This window comes from Streptomyces sp. NPDC058683 (assembly GCF_042716195.1).
Taxonomy (GTDB): domain Bacteria; phylum Actinomycetota; class Actinomycetes; order Streptomycetales; family Streptomycetaceae; genus Streptomyces.
Genome location: NZ_JBHXSK010000004.1, coordinates 53,794 through 78,744, shown reverse-complemented (window position 1 = coordinate 78,744; position 24,951 = coordinate 53,794). Strand labels below are relative to the sequence as shown.

General features: G+C 73.2%; 24 protein-coding genes. 16 read left to right on the top strand and 8 right to left on the bottom strand.

Annotated elements, in window-relative coordinates; translation table 11 throughout:
• The first annotated feature begins 17 nt into the window (after positions 1-17).
• The 3 genes from ACFWXC_RS05820 to ACFWXC_RS05810 are packed head-to-tail and all read left to right on the top strand — an operon-like array spanning position 18 to position 1,095.
• Entirely contained in the window at positions 18-461 is a 444-nt protein-coding gene (locus ACFWXC_RS05820; protein WP_350791871.1) for a phage tail protein, read from the top strand.
• Positions 461-931: a hypothetical protein gene (locus ACFWXC_RS05815; RefSeq protein ID WP_362558775.1), complete on the top strand. Its 471-nt coding sequence runs from the start codon at positions 461-463 to the stop codon at positions 929-931. Before ACFWXC_RS05820 ends, ACFWXC_RS05815 begins: the two co-directional genes overlap by 1 nt.
• A complete protein-coding gene (locus ACFWXC_RS05810; protein WP_351316879.1) occupies positions 928-1,095 on the top strand; it encodes a DUF6760 family protein in 168 nt (55 codons plus the stop codon). The genes ACFWXC_RS05815 and ACFWXC_RS05810 overlap by 4 nt, the downstream gene beginning before the upstream one ends.
• A gap of 869 nt (positions 1,096-1,964) precedes the next feature.
• Here the strand turns inward: ACFWXC_RS05810 and ACFWXC_RS05805 are convergent.
• Positions 1,965-2,285 carry a hypothetical protein gene (locus tag ACFWXC_RS05805; RefSeq protein ID WP_384473626.1) on the bottom strand — a complete coding sequence of 107 codons (321 nt, stop codon included), beginning with the start codon at positions 2,283-2,285 and terminating at the stop codon, positions 1,965-1,967.
• A 1,705-nt stretch (positions 2,286-3,990) separates the two neighbouring features.
• Between ACFWXC_RS05805 and ACFWXC_RS05800 the strand changes: the two genes are divergently transcribed.
• From ACFWXC_RS05800 to ACFWXC_RS05765, 8 genes are all read left to right on the top strand, one after another.
• On the top strand, positions 3,991-4,494 hold the full coding sequence (locus ACFWXC_RS05800) for a hypothetical protein (RefSeq protein WP_384473623.1): 504 nt from the start codon (positions 3,991-3,993) through the stop codon (positions 4,492-4,494).
• Positions 4,495-4,533: 39 nt separating this feature from the next.
• Positions 4,534-4,956: a phage tail protein gene (locus tag ACFWXC_RS05795; RefSeq protein ID WP_093500599.1), complete on the top strand. Its 423-nt coding sequence runs from the start codon at positions 4,534-4,536 to the stop codon at positions 4,954-4,956.
• Positions 4,957-4,978: 22 nt separating this feature from the next.
• Positions 4,979-5,701, top strand: a complete 723-nt coding sequence (locus ACFWXC_RS05790; RefSeq protein WP_351696172.1) for a LysM peptidoglycan-binding domain-containing protein — start codon at positions 4,979-4,981, stop codon at positions 5,699-5,701.
• Positions 5,701-7,608: a VgrG-related protein gene (locus tag ACFWXC_RS05785; RefSeq protein ID WP_384473619.1), complete on the top strand. Its 1,908-nt coding sequence runs from the start codon at positions 5,701-5,703 to the stop codon at positions 7,606-7,608. The genes ACFWXC_RS05790 and ACFWXC_RS05785 overlap by 1 nt, the downstream gene beginning before the upstream one ends.
• A gap of 129 nt (positions 7,609-7,737) precedes the next feature.
• The gene (locus ACFWXC_RS05780; protein ID WP_384473616.1) at positions 7,738-8,181 is read left to right on the top strand and encodes a GPW/gp25 family protein; all 444 of its coding nucleotides are present in this window, start codon (positions 7,738-7,740) and stop codon (positions 8,179-8,181) included.
• A gap of 5 nt (positions 8,182-8,186) precedes the next feature.
• Positions 8,187-10,148, top strand: coding sequence for a putative baseplate assembly protein (locus ACFWXC_RS05775; protein ID WP_384473613.1), 1,962 nt, complete (start codon positions 8,187-8,189; stop codon positions 10,146-10,148).
• 28 nt (positions 10,149-10,176) lie between these two features.
• Positions 10,177-10,746: a phage tail protein gene (locus ACFWXC_RS05770; protein WP_384473610.1), complete on the top strand. Its 570-nt coding sequence runs from the start codon at positions 10,177-10,179 to the stop codon at positions 10,744-10,746.
• Positions 10,743-12,185, top strand: a complete 1,443-nt coding sequence (locus ACFWXC_RS05765) for a zinc ribbon domain-containing protein (protein ID WP_384473607.1) — start codon at positions 10,743-10,745, stop codon at positions 12,183-12,185. The genes ACFWXC_RS05770 and ACFWXC_RS05765 overlap by 4 nt, the downstream gene beginning before the upstream one ends.
• 9 nt (positions 12,186-12,194) lie before the next feature.
• Here the strand turns inward: ACFWXC_RS05765 and ACFWXC_RS05760 are convergent, their stop codons facing one another.
• From ACFWXC_RS05760 to ACFWXC_RS05750, 3 genes are all read right to left on the bottom strand, one after another.
• A complete protein-coding gene (locus ACFWXC_RS05760) occupies positions 12,195-13,145 on the bottom strand; it encodes a glycoside hydrolase family 26 protein (protein ID WP_384473604.1) in 951 nt (316 codons plus the stop codon).
• A gap of 95 nt (positions 13,146-13,240) precedes the next feature.
• Positions 13,241-13,483, bottom strand: a complete 243-nt coding sequence (locus tag ACFWXC_RS05755) for a hypothetical protein (protein WP_384473601.1) — start codon at positions 13,481-13,483, stop codon at positions 13,241-13,243.
• An 82-nt stretch (positions 13,484-13,565) separates the two neighbouring features.
• Positions 13,566-14,063, bottom strand: coding sequence for a MarR family winged helix-turn-helix transcriptional regulator (locus tag ACFWXC_RS05750; RefSeq protein ID WP_384473598.1), 498 nt, complete (start codon positions 14,061-14,063; stop codon positions 13,566-13,568).
• 102 nt (positions 14,064-14,165) lie between these two features.
• Between ACFWXC_RS05750 and ACFWXC_RS05745 the strand changes: the two genes are divergently transcribed.
• Positions 14,166-15,131, top strand: a complete 966-nt coding sequence (locus ACFWXC_RS05745; protein ID WP_384473595.1) for a zinc-binding alcohol dehydrogenase family protein — start codon at positions 14,166-14,168, stop codon at positions 15,129-15,131.
• A 63-nt stretch (positions 15,132-15,194) separates the two neighbouring features.
• Positions 15,195-16,634 carry an NADP-dependent phosphogluconate dehydrogenase gene (gndA, locus tag ACFWXC_RS05740; protein ID WP_384473592.1) on the top strand — a complete coding sequence of 480 codons (1,440 nt, stop codon included), beginning with the start codon at positions 15,195-15,197 and terminating at the stop codon, positions 16,632-16,634.
• Between the two features lie 197 nt (positions 16,635-16,831).
• Here gndA and ACFWXC_RS05735 read toward each other — a convergent pair whose 3' ends face one another.
• The 3 genes from ACFWXC_RS05735 to ACFWXC_RS05725 are packed head-to-tail and all read right to left on the bottom strand — an operon-like array spanning position 16,832 to position 20,330.
• Positions 16,832-19,348, bottom strand: coding sequence for an FtsX-like permease family protein (locus ACFWXC_RS05735; RefSeq protein ID WP_384474172.1), 2,517 nt, complete (start codon positions 19,346-19,348; stop codon positions 16,832-16,834).
• Between the two features lie 5 nt (positions 19,349-19,353).
• On the bottom strand, positions 19,354-20,103 hold the full coding sequence (locus ACFWXC_RS05730) for an ABC transporter ATP-binding protein (protein ID WP_384473589.1): 750 nt from the start codon (positions 20,101-20,103) through the stop codon (positions 19,354-19,356).
• Entirely contained in the window at positions 20,100-20,330 is a 231-nt protein-coding gene (locus ACFWXC_RS05725; protein WP_384473586.1) for a hypothetical protein, read from the bottom strand. Before ACFWXC_RS05725 ends, ACFWXC_RS05730 begins: the two co-directional genes overlap by 4 nt.
• Positions 20,331-20,514: 184 nt before the next feature.
• Here ACFWXC_RS05725 and ACFWXC_RS05720 point away from each other — a divergent pair, with 184 nt between their 5' ends.
• Positions 20,515-21,774, top strand: coding sequence for a sensor histidine kinase (locus tag ACFWXC_RS05720; RefSeq protein ID WP_384473583.1), 1,260 nt, complete (start codon positions 20,515-20,517; stop codon positions 21,772-21,774).
• A 7-nt stretch (positions 21,775-21,781) separates the two neighbouring features.
• On the top strand, positions 21,782-22,444 hold the full coding sequence (locus ACFWXC_RS05715) for a response regulator transcription factor (RefSeq protein ID WP_384474169.1): 663 nt from the start codon (positions 21,782-21,784) through the stop codon (positions 22,442-22,444).
• A gap of 24 nt (positions 22,445-22,468) precedes the next feature.
• On the opposite strand, the gene ACFWXC_RS05710 is transcribed toward ACFWXC_RS05715, so the two are convergent.
• Positions 22,469-23,509, bottom strand: a complete 1,041-nt coding sequence (locus ACFWXC_RS05710; RefSeq protein WP_384473580.1) for an NlpC/P60 family protein — start codon at positions 23,507-23,509, stop codon at positions 22,469-22,471.
• 245 nt (positions 23,510-23,754) lie between these two features.
• Here ACFWXC_RS05710 and ACFWXC_RS05705 point away from each other — a divergent pair, with 245 nt between their 5' ends.
• Positions 23,755-24,816 (top strand): chitinase, encoded by a 1,062-nt coding sequence (locus ACFWXC_RS05705; protein ID WP_384473577.1) that lies wholly within the window; start codon positions 23,755-23,757, stop codon positions 24,814-24,816.
• Positions 24,817-24,951 lie beyond the last annotated feature (135 nt).

The window sequence follows — 24,951 nt, the reverse complement described above, 5'->3', positions numbered from 1 at the left end:
AGAACGGGCAGTAACACATGACACTCCAGCCGGGTGACGCCCTCACATCGCACAATTTCGGCCTGCAGATCGACGGCGTGATGGTCGAGTACCTCGCCGAGGTCAGCGGCATGACGATGGAGCAGGACGTCATCACCTACCAGCAGAACACGCCGGACGGGAAGAACCACGTCCGCAACCTGCCGGGCGTGAAGAAGAACGGCACCTGCACGGTCGTCCGCGGTATGACCCAGTCCTCGTCGTTCACCCAGTGGATCAACGAGTCGATCAACGGCCAGATGGCCACGGCCCGCAAGAACGCCTCCATCATCATGATGGACTTCGAGAACAACCCGGTGAAGCGCTACAACCTGCGCAACGCCTGGTGCAGCAAGATCGACACCAGCACCGTGAAGGCGGGCGAGGCGGCCGCGCTGACCGAGACCGTGACCATCACGTTCGAAGAACTGGTCATCGAGTAATGAGGCGTTCGGCTGTCAGGGCCGGGGGAGTGGGCGCGCCGCTCGCACCGGAGGAGCCGGCGCCCCAGGCCCCTCAGCAACCCGAGACGCCCGTCGAGGTGCTGCGCACGGAGTTCCCGTTCCAGCTGCCCCGCGGGTACGTCGACGAGCAGGGCACCGTCCACCGCGACGGCGTGATGCGCCTGTCGACGGCGCGGGACGAACTGATCCCGCTGCGGGACGTGCGCGTCCAGGAGAACCCCGCGTTCCTGTCGGTGGTGCTGCTCGGACGGGTCATCACCCGGCTGGGCACGCTCGCCTTCGTCCACGACGGGATCGTGGAGAACATGTTCGCCTCCGACCTGGCGTTCCTCCAGGACTTCTACCGCCAGATCAACGCGGAGGGCCACACCCGGGCCGCGGTCAACTGCCCGCACTGCTCGGAGCCCTTCGAGGTGGAACTCGGCGGGAGCCGCCTGGGGGAATCGTGACGTACGCGACCGACCGGCTGCACGAGGAGATCGCGTACGTCGCCTACCACTTCCACTGGAGCCTGGAGGACATCCTGGACCTGGAGCACGCCGACCGCCGCCGCTACACGGCGGAGATCGCGTCCCTGGTGACCCGGGCGGCCTCCGCAGGGGCGGAGGGCTGAGCGGTGGGGTTGTGGGATCGGATACGGGGGCGCGGAACCGCTGACGCCGGGGCCGAGGCCGCCGTGGAGGCGCCGCGTCCTGTCGAGGCACCGCGGCCCGTGGTGGCGGCGGCCTGGTCCGGGCTGCCGCCGATTCAGCGTGCGCTGGGGACGGCGGGCGGACCGGTCGCGGACCCGGGGTTCGGCGGCCGGCTGCCGACCTGGCAGAACCCGTCGTTCATGGGCATGCGCTCGCACGCGGTCCTGGACGGCGAGTCCAGCGCGGGCCTGACCGGCGGCGGCCACACGGGGACGACGCGCGCGGGAGCCGTGTCCGGCCTGGAACGCCCGGTGCAGAGGCTGCCGTTGTCGGGACCGGTCGATGCGACCGGCCCGACGGCCGCGGCAGGGCTGACGGGTTCGGCCGGTGGCCGGAGGCCGACGGTTCCGGTGGTGCCGCTGCGGGCGGTACGAGCAGGGTCTTCGGCACCGGCGGGCGGAGGTGCACCGGCGGGGAGCGGTGGGTCGGCTGCGCCTGTGGCTACGCGTTCTGCTGGGGCTGGGGGTGCGGCTGGGGGTGCGGCTGGTTTCGTGAGGTCGGCCGGGCCTGCCGGGTCCGCTGGACCGGTGGGTTCGGCTGGGCCGGCGGTGCAGCGGGCGCCGGTGGTGCAGCGGGTGCCGTTGGCGGGGCGGCGCGAGGGTGGTGCGGCCGTGCGGACGGCGGGGGCAGGAGCGGGAGCGGGAGCGGTACGGAGCGGGGGGAGCGCGCCGATGCCGGCGACCCCGTCGGCTTCGTCGACCCCGTCCACTCCGTCCATGTCCGTGTCCCCTTCGACCTCCTCGACCTCGTCCACTTCGCCGATGTCCCCGACCCCGTCGGTCTCCTCGACCTACTCGACCTCGTCCACCCCGTCGGCGTTCTCGACCCCGTCGACTTCCTCGGCTGCGCCGACCCCGTCGACTTCGTCCATCCCGTCGGCCTCCTCGACCTCGTCGGCCTCCTCGGCCGCGCCGACCCCCTCGGCCTCCTCGACCCCGTCGCTTTCCTCGGCCTCCTCCGCCAAGAGGGCCTCTGGGGACGGGCGGCGGGCGGTGCCCGCCGTGCAGCGGGCGGTCCCCTCGGTGGCCGTCGTTCCGGCCGCGGTGCCGGTGGCCTGGGCTCCGCAGTCGGCGCCGGTCGCTCCGGCTCCGGTCACCGGTCCGCGGGTCACGGCCGCACCTTTCGTCCCGCCTCGCCGCAGCGCGCTGACGCATGCGCCGGTGGGCACGTCGGCGCTGCCCGTGCAGCGGCGGACGCTGCCGTCGGCGCCCAGGACGCCGGCGAGCGAGAGTGCGGTGCCGGCGTCGGGTGAGGGTGACCGAGCCGGGGGCGAAACGGCGGCGGACGGGGGTGTACAGGGAGCGGTCGGGGCCGGGGATCCGGTGCCGGTGAGCGGCGGCTGGTCGTCGCCTCCGCGCAAGGGCGGCCGTACCTCCCCCGATACCGCCTCGCGTGCCCCTGAGGGCGCTCCGTCCGTATCGGCACCGGCACCGGCACCCGCCGTCGTACAGCGGTCCGCGTCCGGTGGCCGTGGTACGGCATCGGCTCCCGCATCTCCCAGAGCCACGGCACCTACGACACCCCGGCGCACCCCTCCCACGTCCCCCGCGGCACCCCCGGTATCCCCGACGCCTGCCCCGTCCGCCCCGTCCGCCGTGTCCCCGGACCGCGGTGGGCCTTCCGGCATGTCCGGCGCCGGGACGCAGACCCCGGTGCAGCGGCGGACGGTGAGCGGTGCCCCGGCCGGAGGCCCCGCGACGCCCCCCGTGCAGCGCCGTACGGCCACGGCCTCGGCCGCCCCGCACACCCCCGTCCCGGAAAGCGGGCCTACGGCGGAGAGTTCGGCACCGCAGCCCATGACCGGCACCGCCACCGAAGCCGCCGCCGCTGCTTCTCCCACCGCCGGAACTACACCCCCTGCCGTACCGCGGAGTGGGCGAGCGTCGGTCTCCCCGGCCGCGAGCGGTGGCCGCGAGGCGCCCGTGCAGCGGCGGGTCAGTGAGAGCGCGGCCGTCACCGACGCCGTACCGGCTGCCGTGCCGATGCCCGCGCGTGAGCCCAACCGGGCCGCCCCGGAAGGTACTTCGACAGCGCCCCGGCCCTCAGTCCCGGCTCCCGGCTCCCCTCGTCCGGGCCTCGGCGCCCCCCTTACGGGTACCGCCGGAGCTTCTCCGAGGGACGGCGGCAAGACGGGCAACGCGGGCAAGGTGGGCGAGACGGCTGTGCAGCGTCGGCGGACGACGGAGAAGACCTCGATCCCCTCCTCCCCCGCCGCACCGACACCGCCGGGCCCGCGTGAACCGGAAGACGCCCCGTCCACCGGCCCGGTGACGACGGCCCGGCCCGCTTCGGCGTCGGCGTCGGCGCCGACGTCGGCGCCGACTCCCGCCCCCGTGCAGCGTGCCGCGGCGACCACCCCGCGCGCACCCCGCCTCGGTCTCGGCGCTCCCGTCACCGGCCCGGCCGCGAGCCCGGCTCCCGCCAGGCGTGCCGGGCGCGGGGCTGCTGTGCCGTCCGTGCAGCGGCGACAGGCGTCGAGCGGTTCGGCGGACCGTGGGCCGGCCGCCGTCTCCCGCCCGGTGCCCGAAGCGCCCCGGCAGGGACCGCGAGCCGCGGCGGCAGACCTGCCGATACCGACGGCCGGGCCCGCTCTGCCCGCCTCCGCCGCCCCGGCGCCGCCGCCTCCACCAGCTCTGCCCGTCCCCGCCACGACGGGCCCTTCGCCGCTTCCCCCCTTCGTCCAGCGTGCCGCCGCTCCCGCCACTCCCGGTCTCGGCGGCCCCCCGGCATCCGGCCGGAGCCGGTCGCAGTCACCCCGGCCCACGAGTGCCACCCCGTCCCCCACCGGACCGGCGCCGGCGCCCCGGCCCCCCTTCGTGCAGCGAGCGGCGATTTCCACCGCCGCCCTGCCCGTCAAGCCGAGCACCACCACCGCGCCCGCTCACGCTGTCCCCCTGCGCCCCACCACCCCGATCTCCGCCACCACCCCTCTCCCCGTGGTGCCCCTCAACCGCCCCACCGTCCAGCGCGACGCTCTCCCCACGACCACCGTGAAGGAGACGCCGGCCGCCGGCGTCCGGGCCGAGCGGCAGCCGCCGCCCCCCAGCGACCCGCCACCCTCGTACTCCGGCTCTGCCGCCGACTCCGGCTCCAGTTCCGGCTCCAGTTCTGGTTCCGGCTCCGGTTCCGGCTCGTCCTCCGCCGATCCGCCCCCCGGATACCAGGCGGTCGAGGCGGGCGGCTTCGACCCCCGTGCGCTCACCGAGTTCCAGGTGGACGCCCTGGTCCACCGGATCATCGACCGGATCACCCGGCACGTCCGCACCGAACTCCGCCGCGACCGCGAACGCGTGGGAAAGCTCCGCGACTTCCGCTCCTGACCACGACGACCGCGTACCCACCCCACAGAAAGGCCCCCGATGGACCGCCAGGACCCGGGAACCACAGTCTGGTTCAGCCTCTCCATCGACGGCGAGGACCTCGGTTACTTCAACGGGTGCGAGGGGCTGTCGTCGCAGGTGGAGATCGAGCAGCGGCAGGAGGGCGGCAACAACGGATTCGTGTGGCAACTGCCGACCCGTGTCACCTTCTCCCACATCCGGCTGACCCGCCCGCTCACCCCGGACACCTCGAAGGTCGCGAAGTGGATCTCGTCCGTGCAGACGGGGATCGAGCGGCCCACCGGGCAGATCACGGCGCTGCGCGCGGACGGCTCGGAGGTGGCCCGGTGGGGACTCCTTGACGTGCTGCCGGTGAGCTGGCAGGGGCCCTCCCTGGACGCGGGCAACCCGTCCGTGGCCACGGAGGTCCTGGAGATCGCCCACCACGGATTCACGGACTGACGGAGAGGCGGACGGAGAGATCATGGCCAGGAGCAGCCGGGGCGCCGGCAAGAGCCTCGTGCGGGCCACCCTCGCGATACATGAACCGCCCGTGGGCACCAGCACCAGCCCGGGCGGCATCATCAAGACGTTCGGCTTCGAGTTCAACCCGGCGGAGCTGTCGATCGCCCGCCGGGCGGACTGGAAGTCGTCGGCGGCGCCGATCGAACGGGACGGCGCGCTGCCGGAGTTCCTCGGCACCCACCCGCGCGAGATGAGCGTGGAGATCTTCCTGGACCGGTCCGACGACCCGGACAGCAACGACGTGATGAAGAAGGTGGAGTCGTTGCTGGCCTGCTGCGAGGTCACCAGCAAGAGCATCGCGGCCAAGCAGCCGTCGCCGCCCTGGGTGGTGTTCCAGTGGGGCTCGTTCTCGACCGCCCACTTCACGGCGTACGTCGCCTCCGTCGACGTCTCCTACTCCCTGTTCGGGACCAGCGGGATGCCGATCCGGGCCAGCTGCCGGCTCCAGCTGCACGAGATCCCGAGCAAGACCGCGGGACAGAACCCGACGTCCGGCGCGCTCACCGCGCAGCGCGTGCACCGGGTCGTGGCCGGGGACTCGCTGCAGTCGCTGGCCTGGCGGGAGTACGGCAACGCGGCCGCCTGGCGGGCGATCGCGGACGCCAACGGGATCGACGACCCGGGGTGGCTGCCCGCGGGGACGGAACTGGTGTTGCCCGCCGCCGAGGAGGTGCGGTCCTGATGGTGAAGCACGCTTTCTCGAACGTCATCAAGGTCGTCATCGGCGGCAAGGAGCTGACGGCCACCTCGGAGTACGGGCGGTACCTCGTCGACGCCCACGTGGACCAGGGCGTCGGCGTGCCGGCCGCCTTCCAGCTGACCTTCCGCGACCCGACCCGCAAGCTGCTGGGCAAGCTGGGCGTCCAGTTCGGCACCCCGGTGGTGATCACGCCGGTCTCCGACGGGCAGGGCACCGGCGACCCGCTGTTCACCGGTGAGGTCACGGGGATGGAGGCCGAGTACGACGGCACCGGCAGCTATGCGGTGGTCCGGGGCTACGACTACGGGTTCCGGCTGATGCGGCAGCGCCGCGTGGTCGCCTACCGCAACCAGACCGCCTCCGACATCGCCCGCAAGCTGGCCGCGCAGGACGGCGTGCCGGTCGGGCGGATCCAGGCCACCAGGACCGTCTACGAGTTCATCAGCCAGTCGAACGTCACCGACTGGGACTTCCTGGCCCGGCTCGCCGACGAGAACGAGATGGTCATGTCGGTGGACGCGGACGGCAAGTTCCAGTTCGTGAAGCAGAAGAGCGCCTCGGGGGCGCCGTCGCCCCAGACCGACGGCGACAAGAGCCCGTTCGTGCTGGAGGCCAGGCACGACATCCTGCGGCTGCGTACCGCGGTCACCGCCTCCGACCAGGTGAACAAGGTCGAGTCGCGCGGCTGGGACGTGCGGACGAAGAAGACGCTCACGGCGACCGCCACGCCCGCCGGTAACACCGGCTACAGCATCGGCACCACCCCGGGCGCCGCGGCCGGCGAGTTCAAGACGTCGAAGCTGGTCGAGACGCGTACGCCGTACGACAAGCAGTCCGAGGTGAAGTACGCGGCCGACGCCCTCTCCGACGACGTCACCTCGACGTTCGCCGAGGTCGAGGTGGTCGTGCGGGGCAATCCGAAGCTGCGGCCGGGGGTTCCGGTGGCGCTCGCGGACGTCGGGGACCCCTTCGAGGGCAAGTACACGGTCACCTCGGTACGGCACGTCTTCGGTGACTCCAAGCACTACGAGACCTGGGTGACGGTCAGCGGCCGGCAGTGGCGGTCCCTGTACGGCGTGGCCTCGGGCGGTGCCGCGGACGCCGCTGCCGACCGGCAGCCCAGCGTGGCGCAGGCCCTGGTCACCGACGTACAGGACCCGCTCCAGCAGGGGCGGGTGAAGCTCAAGTTCCCGTGGCTGGACGACACCTACGTCAGCGACTGGACCCGGACCATGCAGTGGGGCGGGGTGCGCGGCGGTGGGGTCTTCCCGATGGACGTCGGTGACGAGGTGCTCGTCGCCTTCGACCGGGGCGCCCTCGACCACGCGTATGTCATCGGCGGGCTCTACAACGGCAAGGACAAGCCGACCAGGGTCAAGGACGTACCGCTGCACGACGGCATGCGCGGCCGGGCCACCCGGCACACCGTCTCCGACCGGGTCGGCAACCGCATGGACCTGCTCGACCAGCGGGGCCGCAAACAGGGCGTCCGGCTGGCCAGCGGCGACGACAGACTGACCGTCTTCCTGGACCGGCAGAAGACCGAGATCACCGTGGACAGCAAGGGCAGCGTCTCCATCAAGGGCAGCAGATCGGTGTCGGTCGAGGCCGGCGCCAACCTCTCCCTGAGGGCAGGCGGCGCGCTCAGTATCAGGAGCGGGGGACCGCTGTCCTTGCAGAGCGCGGCAGCCGTCGACATCAAGGCGGGCGCGGCGGTCTCCATGAGCGCCGGAGGCGCCGTGAACATGACGGCGGGCGGAGCGGCCTCCCTCACGGCGGGCGCCACGGTCCAGCTCACCGCGGCCCTCAACATCGGCATCAAGGGCGCCACCTACCTCCTCATGGGCAAGGGCAGCGCGAACGGCTTGCCGCTCCCTCCGCCTTTCTGAGCGACCCGGGCGGAGCGGGGCGCGGGGCTGAACCGAATGTGCGCCTACCGCCGGGTGAGCGCGACCAGCCCCCCGCACCCGCAGCCGGCACACCACCCGCACAGCGTCCCCGAACCCGAAGGAAGACACATGGCAGAGCAGTTCGTAGGCTCCGGCTGGTCCTTCCCCCTGCGCATCGGCCCGACCGGCGGCATCGCCCTGGTCAGCGGTGAGAAGGAGGTGGAGGAGGCCATCCGCCTCATCCTCTCCACGGCCCCGGGCGAACGCCCGATGCGGCCGGAGTTCGGCTGCGCCATCCACGACCTCGTCTTCGCCCCCGTCAACGAGCAGACCGCCGGCCGTATCCAGCACGAGGTGTACGCCAGCCTCGACCGGTGGGAGCCCCGGATCGAGGTCGAGGACGTCGAGGTGACCACCGGCGACGACCCGAGCGTGCTGATGATCGACGTCCGCTACTCGATCCGCGGCACCAACAACCCGCGGAGCCTGGTGTTCCCCTTCTACGTCATTCCCTCCCACGACGAGCCGGACCTGCCTCCCGCCTCCTCGGACTCCTCCGAAAGCGACCGCTGATCCCGATGGCCCTGCCCTCCCCGAACCTCGACGACCGCCGCTTCCAGCAGTTCGTCGACGACGCCAAGCGTTACATCCAGCAGCGCGCCCCGGAGTGGACCGACCACAACGTCTCCGACCCCGGCATCACGCTGGTGGAGACGGTCGCGCACATGGCCGACCAGATCGTGTACCGCCTCAACCGGGTCCCGGAGAAGAACCACCTCGCCTTCCTGGACCTGGTCGGCATCACGCTGTTCCCGCCGTCCGCCGCCCGTACGGACGTGACGTTCTGGCTGTCGGCGGCCCAGGAGGAGCCGGTTCCGGTGCCGGTCGGCACGGAGGTGGCGACCCGCCGTACCGAGACGCAGGAGGCGGTGGTCTTCGCGACCGAACGCGAACTGACCATCGTGCCGAGCGAGTTGCGGCACCTGCTGCGGCAGCAGCAGGGTTCCGCCGTCGTCGACCTCACCCATGAACTCGCCGAGGGCAAGGACCTGTTGTGCTTCACCGAGTCCCCGAACCCCGGTGACTGCATGCTGCTCGGCCTCTCCGCCGCCGTTCCGCACTGCGCGGTCGCCCTCGACCTGGACAGCCGGGTCGACGGTGTCGGCGTGGACCCGCGGCAGCCCCCGCTGGTGTGGGAGGCGTGGACGGAGGACGGCTGGCGGGAGTGCGAGGTCGACCGGGACGGCACGGGTGGCCTCAACCGCCCCGGCGAGGTCGTGCTGCACGTCCCCGGCGGTCACGTCCTGTCCCGCAACGGCGGCCTGGAGGCGAGCTGGCTGCGCTGCCGGGTCACCGAGCCGCGTGCCGACCAGCCCTTCTACACCACCTCCCCGACGGTCCGGTTCGTCGAGGCCTGCACGGTGGGCGGCACGACCGGCACCGTGCACGCGGAGACCGTGGAGGACGAGGCGCTCGGCGAGTCGACGGGCCTGCCCGGCCAGCGCCTGCGGCTCGCCCACGCCCCCGTCGTCGGGGACACCCCGCCGCTGCTCCTGCAGACCGCCGAGCACGACGGCGAGGGCGGCTGGGTGGACTGGCAGGTCGTCCCGCACTTCGCGGCCTCGGGACCGTACGACCGGCACCTCACCCTCGACGCGACCACCGGCGAGATCGCCTTCGGCCCCGCGGTCCGTGAACCCGACGGCTCGCTGCGCCAGTACGGCACGGTGGCCCCGAAGGGCGCGGTCATCCGGGCCCGCCGCTACCGCACGGGCGGCGGCCGGGACGGCAACGTGGCCCGGGGGGCCGTACAGATCCTGCGCTCCTCCATCCCGTACGTCGCGGAGGTCGTCAACCGGGAGGCCGCGCGCGGCGGAGTGGACGGCGAGACGGTCGCCGAGGCGAAGGTCCGCGCCCCGATCACGCTCCGCGCCCAGGAGCGGGCGGTGACCCTGCGCGACTACGAGGAGCTGGCCCGCCGCGCCGCCCCGGAGACGGCCCGGATCACCTGCCTGGAGGGCGAGGAGGGCGAACACGGGTCGTACGCGGTACGGGTGCTGGTGGTGCCGCAGGCGGTTCCGGACCCCGGCGGCCGGCTGCGCTTCGAGCAACTCGTCCCCGGCGACGCCCTGCTGGACCGCATCACCCGCTACCTGGACGAACGCCGCCTGATCGGGACCCGGTTGGCGGTCGGCCCGCCCTTCTACCAGGGCGTCACGGTCGTCGCCACCGTCCACGCCTTCCGCGGCGTGGACGTCGACCGGGTCCGCCGCCAGGCCCACGACGCCCTCTACCGGCACCTGGACCCGCTGACCGGCGGCGCGGACGGCAAGGGCTGGCCGTTCGGGCGCCCGGTGCAGTCGGGCGAGGTCTTCGCCGTGCTGCAACGCGTCCCCGGCATCGAGCTCGTCGACGAGGTCGTGCTGCACCCCGCCGACCCGCTCACCGGCAAGCGCGGCGACCCGACCGACCGCATCGACCTGGACGCCCCGTCCCTGGTCTTCTCCTACGACCACCGGGTCCGGGTGATCGGCGAATGACCGTCAACGACTCGACAGGAGGCGTCCGTTGAGAGGGTCCATCGACGGCCTCGGCTCCTCCGTCCCCATCGGCGCGATGCTCCCGTCGGTCTTCGCCGACGACGACCTGGCGCTGCGTTTCGTCGCCGGCCTGGACGACGTGATCGCCCCGATCCCGAACGTCCTCGACTGCCTGCCCAGCTACTTCGACCCGGCCCTGGCCCCGCTGGACTTCGCGGAATGGCTCGGCACCTGGGTCGGCGCGGAGACGGACGGCACGGAAGCGGAACCCCTGCTCCGGGCGGCCGTGGCGGCGGCCGCCTACCTGCACCGCATCCGGGGCACCCGCCTCGGCCTGTCCGAGGCGGTCCGGCTGGCCTTCGGCGTGACACCGGAGATCACGGAGAGCGGCGGCGCCGACTGGAACGCCCGCCCGCTGGGCCACTTCCCCGGCGAAGCCCGCCCCCGCCTGCACGTCCACCTCGCACTGCCCTCCCCCACCCCGGCCGACGAGGTCCGCCTGGAACACCTCGTGGCGGCCGCCCGCCCCGCTCACATGCCCTACACGGTCCAGGTGACCGCATCTTCTTCGTCCGCCGAAAGGACCCCGCAGCGATGACGACCAACCGGAACTGCACGGAGTGCGGCACGGTCGCCGACCCGGGCCAGTCCTTCTGCGACGCCTGCGGCTCGGTACTGAGCTGGTCGGCCAACGGGGCCGAGCCCCAACAACAGCAGGCACCCACTCCCGAGCCGACCCCGGCCCCGGCGTCGACCCCGGCCCCGGCGTCGACCCCGGCCCCGGCGTCGACCCCGGCCCCGGCGTCGACCCCGGCCCCGGCTCCGGCCGCCCCGGGCTGGGACGCCTTCACCCGCAGAGACGGCGGCTCGGGCCTGCCCCATACCCAACGCGGGGACCTCCTGGGAACGACCACTGCAGCGCCCCCTCAGGGGCGCGGGGCTGAATCGGATGTGCGGCTACCGCCGCGTGAGCGCGACCAGCCCCCACTGCCGGCCACCACACCCACGGCCGAAACCACCCCCCTTCCGGCACCCACTCCCATCCCTGCATCCGCCCCCACCCCCGCTCCACAAGCTGCTGCCGCCGCCGCAGACACCGCCGCCCAGCCCCCGCAGGGCCCCGCCGAAGGCGACCACGACCGGGCCCGCCGCCTCCTCATCCCCGTGACGGACCCCAACCCGCCCACCCCGCCGACCCCTTCCGTCGCCCCCGTTCTCCCCGGCCGCCCCACCCCCCAGCGCCCCCAGGCCGTCCGCGCCCCCGGCGAGGACCTCGGCGCCCACGGCGGCACCCCCTGCCCCTGGTGCGCCACCCCGAACCGCCCCGACCGTCACTTCTGCACCCGGTGCGCGATGCCCATGGCCGGCCACGGCCACGGCGCGTCTTCGGCCTCCCGCCCCTGGTGGCGCCGCATCTTCGACTTCGGCAACCGCGAGACCCCCTGGGCCGGCGACCGCCCCCGGCTGCGCCGTGCCTTCGACCGTGTGCTGACCTGGATCGGCGCGGCCGTCGTCATCGCGCTCGTCACGGTCCTGGCGTTCAACATCCCGAACGCGGTGAGCGCCACCCGCGACCACTTCGCCAAGCGCGCCCCGGTCCCTCCGGACCGGTTCAGCGCGTCCCGCTCGTACGCCGGTCACAAGCCGGACCTGCTCTTCGACAACCTGAACAACACCTGGTGGGGCCCCGGCGTGGTCCAGGGCGGCGTGGGCGAGTGGATCGAGGCGCGCTACGACGAGCCGGTCTCCCTGCTGAACGTCGTCATCTCCTCCGGCGAGTCGAAACGCTTCGACCAGCTGAAGAAGTCGGCCCTGCCGCACCGGATGAAGGCGACCATCAAGACGTCCGACGGCAAGACGGAGACCCGGGAGATCACCCTCGACCGGACGGCCGGCGGCCAGACCCGGGACTTCCGCGTGAAGAACGTCATCTCGGTCCGCTTCACGATCGAGTCGTCGTACCAGGCCTCGGGGGCCACCCAGGTGGCCATCGCCGAAATAGAGTTCTTCGGCCCGTCGAGCGCGAACTCCTCCTGAGAAAGGGACCTATTTCCTCATCAGGGACCGGTAGACGGCCGTGGACCTGGGGTTGCCCCGGCAGCCCCACACCCCGTGCGGGCAGTAGTCGGTGATGCTCTGGTACAGCGGGCGGTTGTCCGCGAACCACTTCACCATGCCCTTCATGTACGCCGGGTCGTCGCCGTTCTCGTACAGCCCCCACTCGGGATAGGAGACGGGCTTGCCGTGGGCGCGGGCGAACGTGACCTGCGCCCGCAGCCCGTACGGCTCGGTGACCTGTTCGGCGAAGGACATCCCGCGCGGGGCGTCGTAGGCGTCCATGCCGATGATGTCCACGAACCGGTCCCCCGGATAGCACTGGGTCCAGGGGACCGCGTCCCGCCCCCGGTTGGGCGTGAAGTCGAACCGGAACCGCTGGCCCGGCACCGACCGCATCGCGGTGACGATCCGCACCCAGTACGCCTTCCAGGCGGCCGGGTCCGGTCCGCAGCGGTGGGTGTACGTCACCCCGTTCATCTCCCAGCCGAGCACCACGACGGTGTCCGGCGCGCCGACCGCCACCAGACGCCGGGCCAGCGTCCGGAAGTGCCCGTCGTACCGCCCCTCCGCCCCGGACCGGAGCTCGCGGCGCACCTCGGCGTCGGGCAGATGCGCCTCCGTCCGTTCCAGCATGGGCACGTTGAGCACGAGGAGCCGGTCGGGCTCGGCCCGCCGCCAGTCGGCCCACAGCCGTACGAAGTCGGGGGCGCCCTCGATGTTCCGCCACACGTCACCGGGGAGGTAGGTGTGCCCGACCCGGGGTTCGTCGTCCCCCAGCCAGCTGCCGAGCGCGCTCACCCGGCGCACGCCTTCGGCGCCGTAACCGACGTACGCCCCGAAGGGGCCGGGGGCGGCGGGCCGTGCGGTCTCCGGGCGGGAGACGGGGAGCAGGAACAGGGCGACCAGCGTGGCGACCAGGAGGAACCTCAGACGTGCCATGGGGTGCAGTCTGGCCGTTCCGGGAGGGCGAGTTGCCCGTTGTGGGCATCTTGGACTGCTGTGCGAGGACGCCGGCCGCCGACGCCCCGGCGCGGTTACGGCGGTACGGGCACCCCGTGCCGGCGCAGCCAGGGCGACGGGGGCACCGCGGAGCCCATGACGGGGCCGGTGCGGACCGCGGTCCAGCGGTCGGTGGGGCCCTCGGACGGCGGGGCGCCGGGGGTGCCGAAGGCGCGGTGCTCGTCCTGGGGGGCGGCCTTGGCGGGCGGGATGAGGAACGCGCCCGTCAGGAGGAGGACGACCGCGGCCGTGAGGAGTCGTGGATCATCCGTTCGCATTGTCGGATCCTCGGACGAACGGCCGGGCATGGGGCGGCTCACACGCCGGGTGCCGTGACTTTCGCCCGTTCGGGTGCGGCGCTCAGATCGGGGTGTGGTGGCCGACCACGGCGCTCGCGAGCAGGGAGAGCCGGTCGCGCTGGTCGTCGGTGAGGTGTGCGGTGAGGTCGCGGATCTCCCGCTCGGCGTCGGCCGCGCAGCGCCGGGCCAGTTTCTGCCCCTCGGGGGTGATCGACACCAGCAGGCTCCGCCTGTCGTGCGGCGAGGGGGACCGGCGGACCAGGTCCCGGCGTTCGGCGCGGTCGACCAGGCCGGTCATGCTCGACTTGTCCAGGCCCAGGTGACGGGCGAGTTCCTGCATGCCGGGCGTGCGGTCGCGCAGCACGCCGAGCAGCCGCAACTGGACGGCCGACAGACCGTGTTCCGCCGCGACCTTCCCGAGCGCGGCCTGCACCAGGAACGACAGCTGGGCGAGGCTGTCCACGATCCCCAGGTCCGCCACTTCCGCGGCGGTCTGTCCCGCGGCCGTGTGTCCCGCGGCCGTGTGTCCCGTGTCCTTGGATTCCGGTTCGTCCGACATGATCGCCATCCTACGAGGATTAGTACGTGCCGCCAACCACTTGACTTGGTACGTGGTGCCAACTAATTTAATTGGTGTCACGTACTAAAAGGAGGAGCCGTCATGCACGCTGCCGTCGTCCGCTCGTTCGACCGCCCGCCCCGCTTCGAGGAGTTCGCCGCCCCCGTGCCCGCCGCGGACAAGCCGGTGGTGGAGATGGTCGCCGCCGGCCTGCACCCCCGGGTCCGCTCCGGTGCCGACGGCACGCACTACACCAGCGACGGCCGGCTCCCCCTGATCCCCGGCATCGACGGAGTGGGCCGGCTGCCCGACGGGCGCCTCGTCTACTTCGTCGCCGCCGACGAGGACCCGGGCACCATGGCCGAGCAGGCCCTCGTCGACCCGCGCCGGGCCGTCCCACTCCCCGACGGCGCCGACCCGGTGACCATCGCCGCCGCCATGAACCCCGCCATGTCCTCCTGGGTGGCACTGCGCCGCCGGATCACCTTCAAGCCCGGGCAGAGCGTCCTGGTCCTCGGCGCCACCGGCAACGCGGGCCGGATGGCCGTACAGATCGCCCGGCACCTCGGCGCCGACCGGATCGTCGCCGCCGGCCGCGACCCGCTCCGCCTGGAACTGCTCTCCGGCCTCGGCGCCACGGACGTGGTCTCGCTGGCCGGGGACCCGGACAAGGACTTCGCCCGGCTCGGCGAGGCCGCCGCGGACGTCGACGTCGTCATCGACTACACCTGGGGCGGACCCACCGAGCGGGCTCTCCCGGCCGTGCTGACCCGGCGCACCGACCGCAGCGCCCCGCTGGACTGGATCCAGATCGGCTCCCTGGCCGGACCGGAGATCACCCTGCCGTCCGCCGTGCTGCGCGCCGCCAACCTGCGGCTCATGGGCAGCGGCCAGGGCTCCGTCACCGCCCGCGGGATCGTCGCCGAACTGCCCTCCCTGATGACCGAACTCACCCGGGGCACCATCACCGCCGACGCCCTGCCGGTACCGCTGTCCGAGGTCGAGCAGGCCTGGACCGCGCCCGTCGAGCCCGGCCGGCGAATCGTCTTCACCCCGTCCGGAGACTGAACGCCCGGCCGTCGTCCGCCCGTACTTGCGGGGACAGCGTTCGTTCGCAGATCGGAGTCCCCCGTGCACGCATCCGCAGCCATCGGCGTGACCGGCCTCGGAGTGATGGGCCGCAACCTGGCCCGGAACTTCGCCCGGCACGGCTACCCGGTCGCCGTCCACAACCGCACACCCGCCCGCACCCGCGCCCTGGTCGAGGAGTACGGACAGGAGGGCACGTTCGTCGGCGCCGAGACCGCCGCGGACTTCGTCGCCGCCCTCGAACGCCCCCGGCGGCTCATGATCATGGTGCAGGCCGGTGCCGCCACCGACGCCGTCATCGACGAGTTCGTGCCGCTCCTGGAACCCGGTGACATCGTCATCGACGGCGGCAACGCCCACTTCGCCGACACCCGCCGCCGGGAGGCCGCCCTGCGCGAGCGGGGGCTGCACTTCGTCGGGGTCGGGGTGTCCGGCGGCGAGGAGGGCGCGCTCAACGGGCCGTCCATCATGCCGGGCGGCTCCGCGGAGTCCTACGCCGTCCTCGGGCCGATGTTCGAGGACATCAGCGCGAAGGTCGGCGGCGAACCGTGCGCCACGCACGTCGGCGCGGACGGCGCCGGGCACTTCGTGAAGATGGTGCACAACGGCATCGAGTACGCCGACATGCAGCTCATCGCCGAGGCCTACGACCTGCTCCGCCAGGTCGGCGGGTACGCGCCGGCCGAGATCGCGGACATCTTCCGGGAGTGGAACGGCGGCCGGCTCGGGTCGTATCTCATCGAGATCACCGCTGACGTGCTCGCCCACGTGGACGCCGCCACCGGTGCGCCCTTCGTCGACATCGTCGCCGACGCGGCCGGACAGAAGGGCACCGGGCGCTGGACCGTCCAGACCGCGCTGGACCTGGCCTCGCCGGTCACCGCGATCGCCCAGGCGACCTTCGCCCGTGCCGCGTCCGGCCGCCGCGAACTGCGCTCCGCGTACGCCGGGTTGCCCGGCGGCACCACGCCCCCGCTGAGCGCCACCGAGGCCGACCGCTTCGCCTCCCGCGTCGAACACGCCTTGTACGCGTCGAAGGTCATCGCCTACGACCAGGGGTGGACGATGATCCAGGACGCGGCCGCCGAGTACGGCTGGAAGATCGACCTGGGCGCGGTGGCCCGGATCTGGCGGGGCGGCTGCATCATCCGCGCGTCCTTCCTGGACCGGATCCGCGCGGCCTACCGGGCCGACCCGGACCTCGTCAGCCTGCTGGCCGAGCGGGAGTTCGCGAAGGAGATCGCCGACGCGCAGGTGCCGTGGCGGGAGACGGTCGCGTCCGCGGCACGCCGGGGCATCCCGGTCCCGGCGTTCTCGGCGGCCCTGTCCCACTACGACACGCTGCGCTCCCCGCGTCTGCCGGCGGCCCTCCTCCAGGGCCAGCGCGACTACTTCGGCGCGCACACGTACGGCAGGGTCGACCGGGAGGGGTCGTTCCACACCCACTGGGCGACAGAGGGCCGCCCCGAAACCCAGGGCTGAGCAGCGCCCCGTCTTTTAAGGGGCGCGGGGCTGTATTTGATTTGCGGCTACCGCCGCGTGGGCGCGACAAGCCACGACGAAGCCGCGGACCGCTGACGGCATTTCGCGGCACTCTCGGCCGTGCCACCGTCCCGCGGGTGTCGGAGCGTGGCCCGCTGCAGGTTCGTCGTGGCTGGTCGCGCAGTTCCCCGCGCCCCCTACGGGGCTCGGACAGCCTCCGCCGGCGGCACGCGCAGGGCCCGTCGCGTCGGCAGTTCGATCGTGACGTACGACGTGAGGATCACCGTCGCCGCCGCTGCCGGGAGCAGCCACACCGGGCCCGCCGGCCACGGGTGGTGCAGGAAGCCCTGGCCCAGCAGCGCCAGCGGCACCGCTGACAGGGCGAGGCCGGCCGCCAGTGCCGTCACCGCGATCACCCCGGCCTCCCGGCGCATCATCGCGAGGATCTGCCTCGGCGTCGTACCGACCAGCCGCAGCGCGGCGATCTCCGTGCGGCGCTGGGCGGTCGCCGCGACCAGCCGGTTGGCGATGCTGAGCAGCAGATAGCCGAGCAGGACGACGATGACCGCCAGGTTCACCCACACCTCGGGCGGGGTGTCGGCGCCCGCCCGAGGGGCCGTGTCCGACAGGGCGAGGCCGGGACGGGCGGCGGCCAAGGCGGTCAGCGCGCGGTCGGCCCCGGCGGAGCCGTCCGTGCGGACCAGCGCGCTCTGGTCGAGGCCGCTCGTGGTGTGCCCGGCGGCCAGGTCGTGGGAGAGGACGATCGGGCCGAAGCCGAGCCCGCGGTCGTACACGGCCACCACCTTCGCCTCGACGGGCGCGCCGTCGCCGAGGAACAGCTTGATCCGGGCGCCCGGTTCGGCGTCGCGCGGGCCCGCCACCTCGCTGCTGACGGCCACCGTGGCGCCGGTCAGACCGGTCAGGCTGCCCTGTGTCACCCCCAGGTCGAGGACGTCCTTCGCGGCCGGGGTCAGGATCAGCGCGGCGGCGGACTCGGTCTGGGGGTCGCCGAACTGGAGGTACGGCCAGACCACGGTGGTCGTGCCGACGGGCGCCGCGGCCTCGACGCCCGGGAGCCGTCGTACGGCGGCGAGCGTGCCGTCCGGCAGCCCGCCCAGCGCGGGGGCGCCGAGGCGGTACTGGCCCAGCGTCCCGGTACGGGTGTCGTCCGAGGTCGCGGCCAGCATCGTGGTCTGCGCGAGCGTGTACGTCAGCACGAACACGACCGCCATGGCGAGCGGACTGATCACCCCGGTGACCCGCTGCGCGTACGCCCGTACGTTGGACAGGGCCAGCCAGGTCGGCGCGGACACCCCGGGGCGCAGCCGTCGTACGACCGCCTCGCCCGCCGTCCGGACCAGCGCGGGGCCCGCCAGCGCCAGGCCGATCGCGGCGACGATGCCCGCGATGGAGGTGGCGGAGGCACTGATCGGGGTGCGTTGCAGCAGCGGCGTGACGGACAGGGGGCAGGAGACGGCCATCAGCGCCAGGCCCGTGACCGTACGGGACCTGGACGGGGTGCGGGGTTCGCTGCGGGACTCGGCGACCGCCTCGGTGGCCGGCATCTTCGAGGTCCGCCAGGCGGCGCAGCGGGCGGCGACCCGGACGACCGCGACGAGGAGGACGACGGCCGCCAGGGCCGGGAACGGGCTGAACGTGAGGGGGAGTCCGGCCGGCAGCACGTCCCGGTGGACGAGGAGCGTGCGGAAGCGGGCGGCGAGGAGATAGCCGAGGGCGATGCCGGGGACCAGGGCCACGGCCGTCACCGTCGTCGACTGGGCGGCGGCCAGCCGGCGGATCTGCCGCGGGGTCGCCCCGACGGCCCGCATCAGCGCCAGGTCCCGGCGCTGGCCGGCGATCGCCACACCCAGCGCGCCCGCGGTGACGAACCCGGTGATCAGCAGGACGATCCCGCCGAGGGAGCCGGACAGGAGGATCAGCAGGGAGCGGGCGGAGCCGATGCCGGGGGCCGCGGCCGTCCCGCGGCCGGCTCCGGTGAGGACCTTCAGACCGGTGCCGGAGACGGCTTCGCGCGCCGCCGAGGCGACCTGCTCCTCGGTTCCGGGGCGGGTGCGGAGGCCGATGAGGTCGACGGTGCCCCGCGGGGCGCGGTCGGCCAGTTGCGCCGCCCTGCCGTCCGTGAAGTAGAGGCCCGCGTCCGGGGCGTGGACCAGGGCGGTGACGCGGTAGGCGGTCGCGGTGGCGCCGCCGGCGGTGACGCGGACCTCGTCGCCGACGGCCAGGCCGGTGGAGGCCGCCACCGCCACCTCGGCGGGGGCCGCCGGGGCACGGCCCTCGATGCGCGGGCCGGCGAGCAGCTTCGTCGAGGACCAGCCGTGGCCCGCCGTCGCCGGGTCCTCGCCGGCGGCCGGGACGAGGTGGCCGCGCGGGTCCGTCACGGCGGCCGGGAAGCCGAGGTCGCCGACCGCGGCCGTGACGCCGGGCAGCTTCGCCAGGCGGTCGGTGAGGGCGGCCGGGACCCTGGCGCGTTCCGGCAGGGCGATCGGGAGGTCACCGGGGACGTGGTACTCCTGGTCGGCGGCGACCACGACGTCCGCGCCGCCGAGCCGGCCGGGCGGCAGCTGGGAGCGCAGGCCGGACTCCGCCAGCACACCCGTGGCGGTGATCAGGGCCGCGCCGCCCAGGACCGCGCAGGCCACGGCGAGCAGCGAGGCGAACCGGTGGGCGGCCATCCGCAGGGCGAAGTGCAGCATGGTGGTCACCACTCTCCCAACGCGGCGAGCCGGGCGGCCAGTTGGGAGGCCGTCGGATGGTCCATGGCCTCGACCACCCGGCCGTCGGCCATCACCAGCGCCCGGTGCGCACGGGCCGCCGCGGCCGGGTCGTGGGTGACCATGACGACGGTCTGACCGAGGTCGTCGACGAGCGTCCGGAGCAGGTCGAGCACCTGGTGGGCGCTGCGCAGGTCGAGTGCGCCGGTCGGCTCGTCGGCGAACACCACCGCCGGGCGCGCGGCCAACGCCCGCACCAATGCGGCCCGTTGCTGCTGGCCGCCGGAGAGTTCGGCGGGGCGGTGGTGGAGCCGGTCGGCGAGCCCGACCCGTTCGGTCAGGGTGCGGATCCAGTCCCGGTCGGGTCGGCGGCCGGCCAGCCGCAGCGGCAGGGTGATGTTGTCCTCGACGGAGAGGGACGGGATCAGGTTGTAGGCCTGGAAGACGAAACCGACGCGCTCCCGGCGCAGTTCGGTGCGCTTGGTCTCGTTCAGCCCGGCGATCTCCCGGCCGTCGATACGGACGCTGCCCGAGGTCGGCGAGTCCAGTCCGGCCGCGCAGTGCATCAGCGTGCTCTTGCCGGACCCGGAGGGGCCCATCACGGCCAGGAAGGTGCCGTGTTCCACGGTGAGCGACACCTCGTCCAGGGCCCGCACCCCGCCCGGGTACGTCTTGCCCACGCCCGTCAGCGCGATGGCGGGGGCCCGGCGGGCGGTCTCGACGGTGGCCGTGTTCATCGACGCCCCCGCAGCCGGCGCGCCACCAGGGTGCCCGCGCTGAGCAGGGTCACCACACCGCAGGCCACGGGCGTCCAGACGGGCACACCGCCGTAGGAGGTGGCCATGTTCGCGCCCGCGCTGAGGACGAGGAGGGACCACAGCAGCACGCGGACGAGGTCCGCGCCGCCGCCCGGCCGGTCGACAGGGGGCGGGCTGGTGAGGCGATAGGGGTCGGTGCTGGTCACGGGAACCTCCGGCTGGGGGCTGACGTCCTGCGTTACGGGTACCGACGCTACGGACCGTGACCGCCCTCGGCCGATCCCGCGGACCGCCCGGTTCGAGGTACAGCAGGCTGTACTTTCCGGGCCGGACGGCCCCGGCCAACCGCCTTACGACCTAGGGTCCTTGACGACGGAGAAAGGGGTGCGCATGGCTGTCACCGGGGTGCGGGCCGAGGGGGTCAGGGCCCTCGCCGGACGGACGCTGCGCGCGGCGGGCGGTGCGAGCGCCGAGCTCGTCGGCGGGCTCGGTACGGCCGTACCGGCGTTCGGCCTGCTGCTACTGCTCGCGGTGACGGCCGTGACCGCACCGCTGGGCGTGGGCCTGCTCCTGGCCCCGCTCGCGCTGCGCGCGCTGCACGCCCTGGCCGGGCGTGAGCGGGCGCGGCTCGGCCGGCGCGGGCCCGAGGTCATCGCCCCCGGCCCGCCGCCCACCCGGCTGCGGCTCGCGCTCGGCGACCCCACCACCCGGCGCGAACTGCGCTGGCTGCTGCGGCACGGCACGCTCGGCCTGCCGCTGGGGCTGCTCGGCGTCCTGCTGCCGCTCTCCGCCGTACGGGACACGCTCTTTCCGCTGTACTGGCGGTTCATGCCCGAGAACCTGACCGCCACCTCCTTCGGCTACGGCGTCGCGCACTCCTGGGTGGACGCCTTCGCCGTCTGCATGCTCGGCATCGGGTCGATCGCCGTCATCCTGGGCCTGACCCCCGGCATGGCCCGGCTCCAGGCGGACCCCGGGCGGCGCCTGCTCGCCGCCGGACCCGACACCGACCTCTCCCTCCGGGTCGCCGAACTCACCGCCACCCGCGCCGCCGCCCTCGACGCGCACGCCACCGAACTGCGCCGGATCGAGCGGGCGTTGCACGACGGCACGCAGAACCGGCTGGTCTCGGTCACCGTGCTGCTCGGCGCCGCCCGCCGCCAGGTGGCCCGCGATCCGTCCCGAGCCGACGAGATCCTGGAACGCGCCCAGTCGGCCGCCGAACAGGCACTGGCCGAACTGCGTACGGTCTCGCGGAGCATCCTGCCGCCGGTTCTGGACGACCGGGGCCTGGCGGGCGCCCTGTCCGGCCTGGCCGCCGAGTCGCCGGTGCCGTGCCGGATCGACGTCGACGCGCCCGAGCGCTGTGCCGCCTCCGTGGAGGCGACCGCCTACTTCGTCGTCGCCGAGGCCCTCACCAACGTCGCCAAGCACAGCGGCGCCGACCGGGCCACGGTCGGCGTCCGGGCCCGCGGCGGCCGGCTCACCCTGACCGTCACCGACGACGGCCGGGGCGGCGCCGACCCGGCCGGCGGCTCCGGGCTGACCGGCATCCGCCGCCGGGTCGCGGCGCACGACGGCACCCTCCGCCTGACCAGTCCGGCAGGCGGCCCGACCACCCTGGAAGTGGAACTGCCCTGTGGAACCTGACCGAGTGCTGCGGATCGTGATGGCCGAGGACGACCCGCTGTTGCGGGAGGGCCTGGCCCTGCTGCTGCGGGCCGAGGGCGTCGAGGTGGCCGCCACCGCCGGGACGCCGGACGAGGCGCTGGACGCCATCGACGCGCACCGGCCGGACGTGGCCATCCTGGACGTCCGGATGCCGCCCACCCACACCGACGAAGGGATCCGCGCGGCCGTGGAGGCCCGGCGCCGCCACCCCGGCCTCGCCGTGCTCGTGCTGTCGGCGTACGTCGAGCAGAGCTTCGCCACCCAGCTGCTCACCGGAGGGGTCGGCGGCCTCGGCTATCTGCTCAAGGAACGGGTGGGCCGGGTCGAGGAGTTCCTCGACGCCCTGCACCGGGTGGCGGACGGCGGCACCGCGATCGACCCCGAGGTCGTCGCCCAGCTCTTCGCCCGTTCCCGCCAGGACACCCGCCTGGAACGGCTGAGCCCGCGCGAACGCGACGTCCTCGCCCTGATGGCCGAGGGCCTCGGCAACTCCGCGATCGCCGAACGCCTCGTCGTCACCGACGGCGCCGTCCACAAGCACATCCGGTCCATCTTCGCCAAGCTCGACCTGTCACCGGCCGACCGGGTGGACCGCCGGGTCGCGGCGGTCCTGCACTACCTGGAGGACGCCCGGGTCAGATCCCGCTGAGGCCTCTGGTGCTCTTGAGGCAGGTCAGACGCGGACGCCGAACATGAACGGGCCGCCGATGGTGGACATCGACTCGTAGCGGACGACCGTGCCGGTGCGCGGGGCGTGCAGGATCTGCCCGTTGCCCGCGTACAGGCCCACGTGATGCAGGTCGTTGAAGAAGAAGACCAGGTCGCCTACCTGGAGGCCGGACGTCGAGTAGATCCTGGTGCCGGCCCCCGTCTGGGACTCGGAGGTGCGCGGGATGGAGACCCCGGCCTGCGCGTAGGCCCAGGAGGTCAGGCCCGAGCAGTCGAAGGAGGACGGGCCGGTGGCGCCGTAGACGTACGGCGTGCCGATCTTGGACTGGGCGGCGGCGAAGGCGGCCGCGGCCCGGCCGGTGGCGGAGGTGTCGTTGCCGAGGTCCACCCGCTCGCTGGAGGAACGGCTGGCGCGGTCCTGCTCGGCGGTCAGCGCGGCCTTCTCGGCGGCGGTGAGGCTGTTGAGCAGCTTCTGCGCCTCGGCCAGCTTGGCCTGGACTTCCTTCTTCTTGGTGCCGAGTTCGGTGCGGGTGGCGGACAGGTCCTTGAGCTTGCCGGTGGCCTCCGCCCGCTCCTGCGCCAGTTCGCGCTGCTTGGCCTGGATCTTCTTCAGCGTATCGACCTGCTGGCCGCTCAGCTGGTCAAGGGTGGAGGCCTTGTCCAGGTAGTCCTCCGGGTCGGCGGAGAGGAACAGCTGGAGGGACGGGTCGATGCCGCCGCTGCGGTACTGGGCGGTGGCCATGGAGCCGATGCCGTCCCGCAGTTCGTTCAGCTCGTCCTGACCGTGCGCGACCGAGTCCTGCAGCGCCGATATCTGCTTCTGGAGCTTCTCCTGCTTCTCCTTGGCCCCGTTGAACTTCTCGGTGGCCTGCTCGGCCTCCTCGTACAGCTTGTCGACCCTGGACTTGACCTCGCCCTTGCTCGGCTTCGCGGCGGGCGCGGCGTCGGCCGCCTGTGAGGAGAGGACCACGGCGGCAGCGGCGGCGGTGGTGAGCACGGTGACCCGAGCACGGCTCGGCTGCTTGGGACGACGGTGGAACGCCACGGGGGCGATCTCCTTCCGAGCGAGGAGTCGAGCGACGGATCAAGTAAGGAGCAAGCGATGGATCAACTAGTAGTACGAGCCTCAGACATTAATGACTCGCTTATGTTCAGTTCAAATCTCCGCATGAAAAAAATCCGGCCACCGGTCGTCAACTGGCCTTCTGTGCCGGTCGGGTCACGGAGCGTCGGGCCGTCGATTGTAAAGAACCTTGACAGTTAATTGGTCTAGTCCAAATATGGGCGCCCATGAGACGCACTCGTGCCCTGCAGGCCGCCCTGACCGCAACCGCCCTGTCCGCCACCCTCGTTGCCTTCGGATCGGGCGCCGCGCACGCCTCCCCGCAGCACGCCGCGAAGCCCATGCCCGCGCGGGTCGCGGCGCCCTACTTCGAGGCCTGGACCGGCGAGAGCCCCGCCGCGCTCGCCGCCGAGTCCGGCAACAAGTACCTCACCCTGGCCTTCCTGCAGACGCCCGCCGCGGGCTCCTGCACCGCCGACTGGAACGGCGACGCCACCCAGCCGATCTCCCGGTCGACCTTCGGCGCCGACATCGCCACCCTCCAGGCCCGCGGCGGCAACGCCATCCCCTCCTTCGGCGGCTACAGCGCCGACACCACCGGCACCGAACTCGCCGACAGCTGCACCGACGTGGACGCCATCGCCGGGGTGTACGAGAAGCTCGTCACGACGTACGGCATCTCCCGCATCGACCTCGACATCGAGGCCGACTCCCTCGCCGACACCGCGGGGATCGACCGCCGCAACCAGGCGATCGCCAAGGCGGAGCGCTGGGCCGACCGCACCGGCCACCCGCTCCAGTTCTCCTACACCCTGCCGACCACCACCAAGGGCCTGGAGACCAACGGCCTGGCCGTCCTCCAGAACGCCGTCGCCCACCACGCGCGCGTGGACGTCGTCAACATCATGACCTTCGACTACTACGACGGCGCCACCCACGACATGGCCGCCGACACCAGGACCGCGGCCGACGGCCTGCACGCCCAACTCGCCACCCTCTACCCGCACAAGAGCTCCAGGGAGCTGTGGGGCATGGTCGGCGTCACCGAGATGCCCGGCATCGACGACTACGGCCCCGAGGAGACCTTCACCACCCAGAACGCCGTGGACGTCGAACGCTGGGCCGCCGCCCGGGGCATCGACACCCTCTCCTTCTGGGCCCTCCAGCGCGACAACGGCGACTGCGTCGGCACCGGCGGCGCCAACGCCTGCTCCGGAATCGCCCAGGACCCCTGGTACTTCAGCCACACCTTCGCCCGCTTCGCGCGCTTCGCCGGTCTGGGGCGGTAAGACGCCGGCCGGCTGATTCCTCCGACCGTGCCGACCGGGCGTCCACACCCTGTGGACGCCCCGTCGGCCCCCGGGGGGCCTAACGGTTGACCGGTATCATATAAAAAAAAACCAAACCACCACACAACCATACAA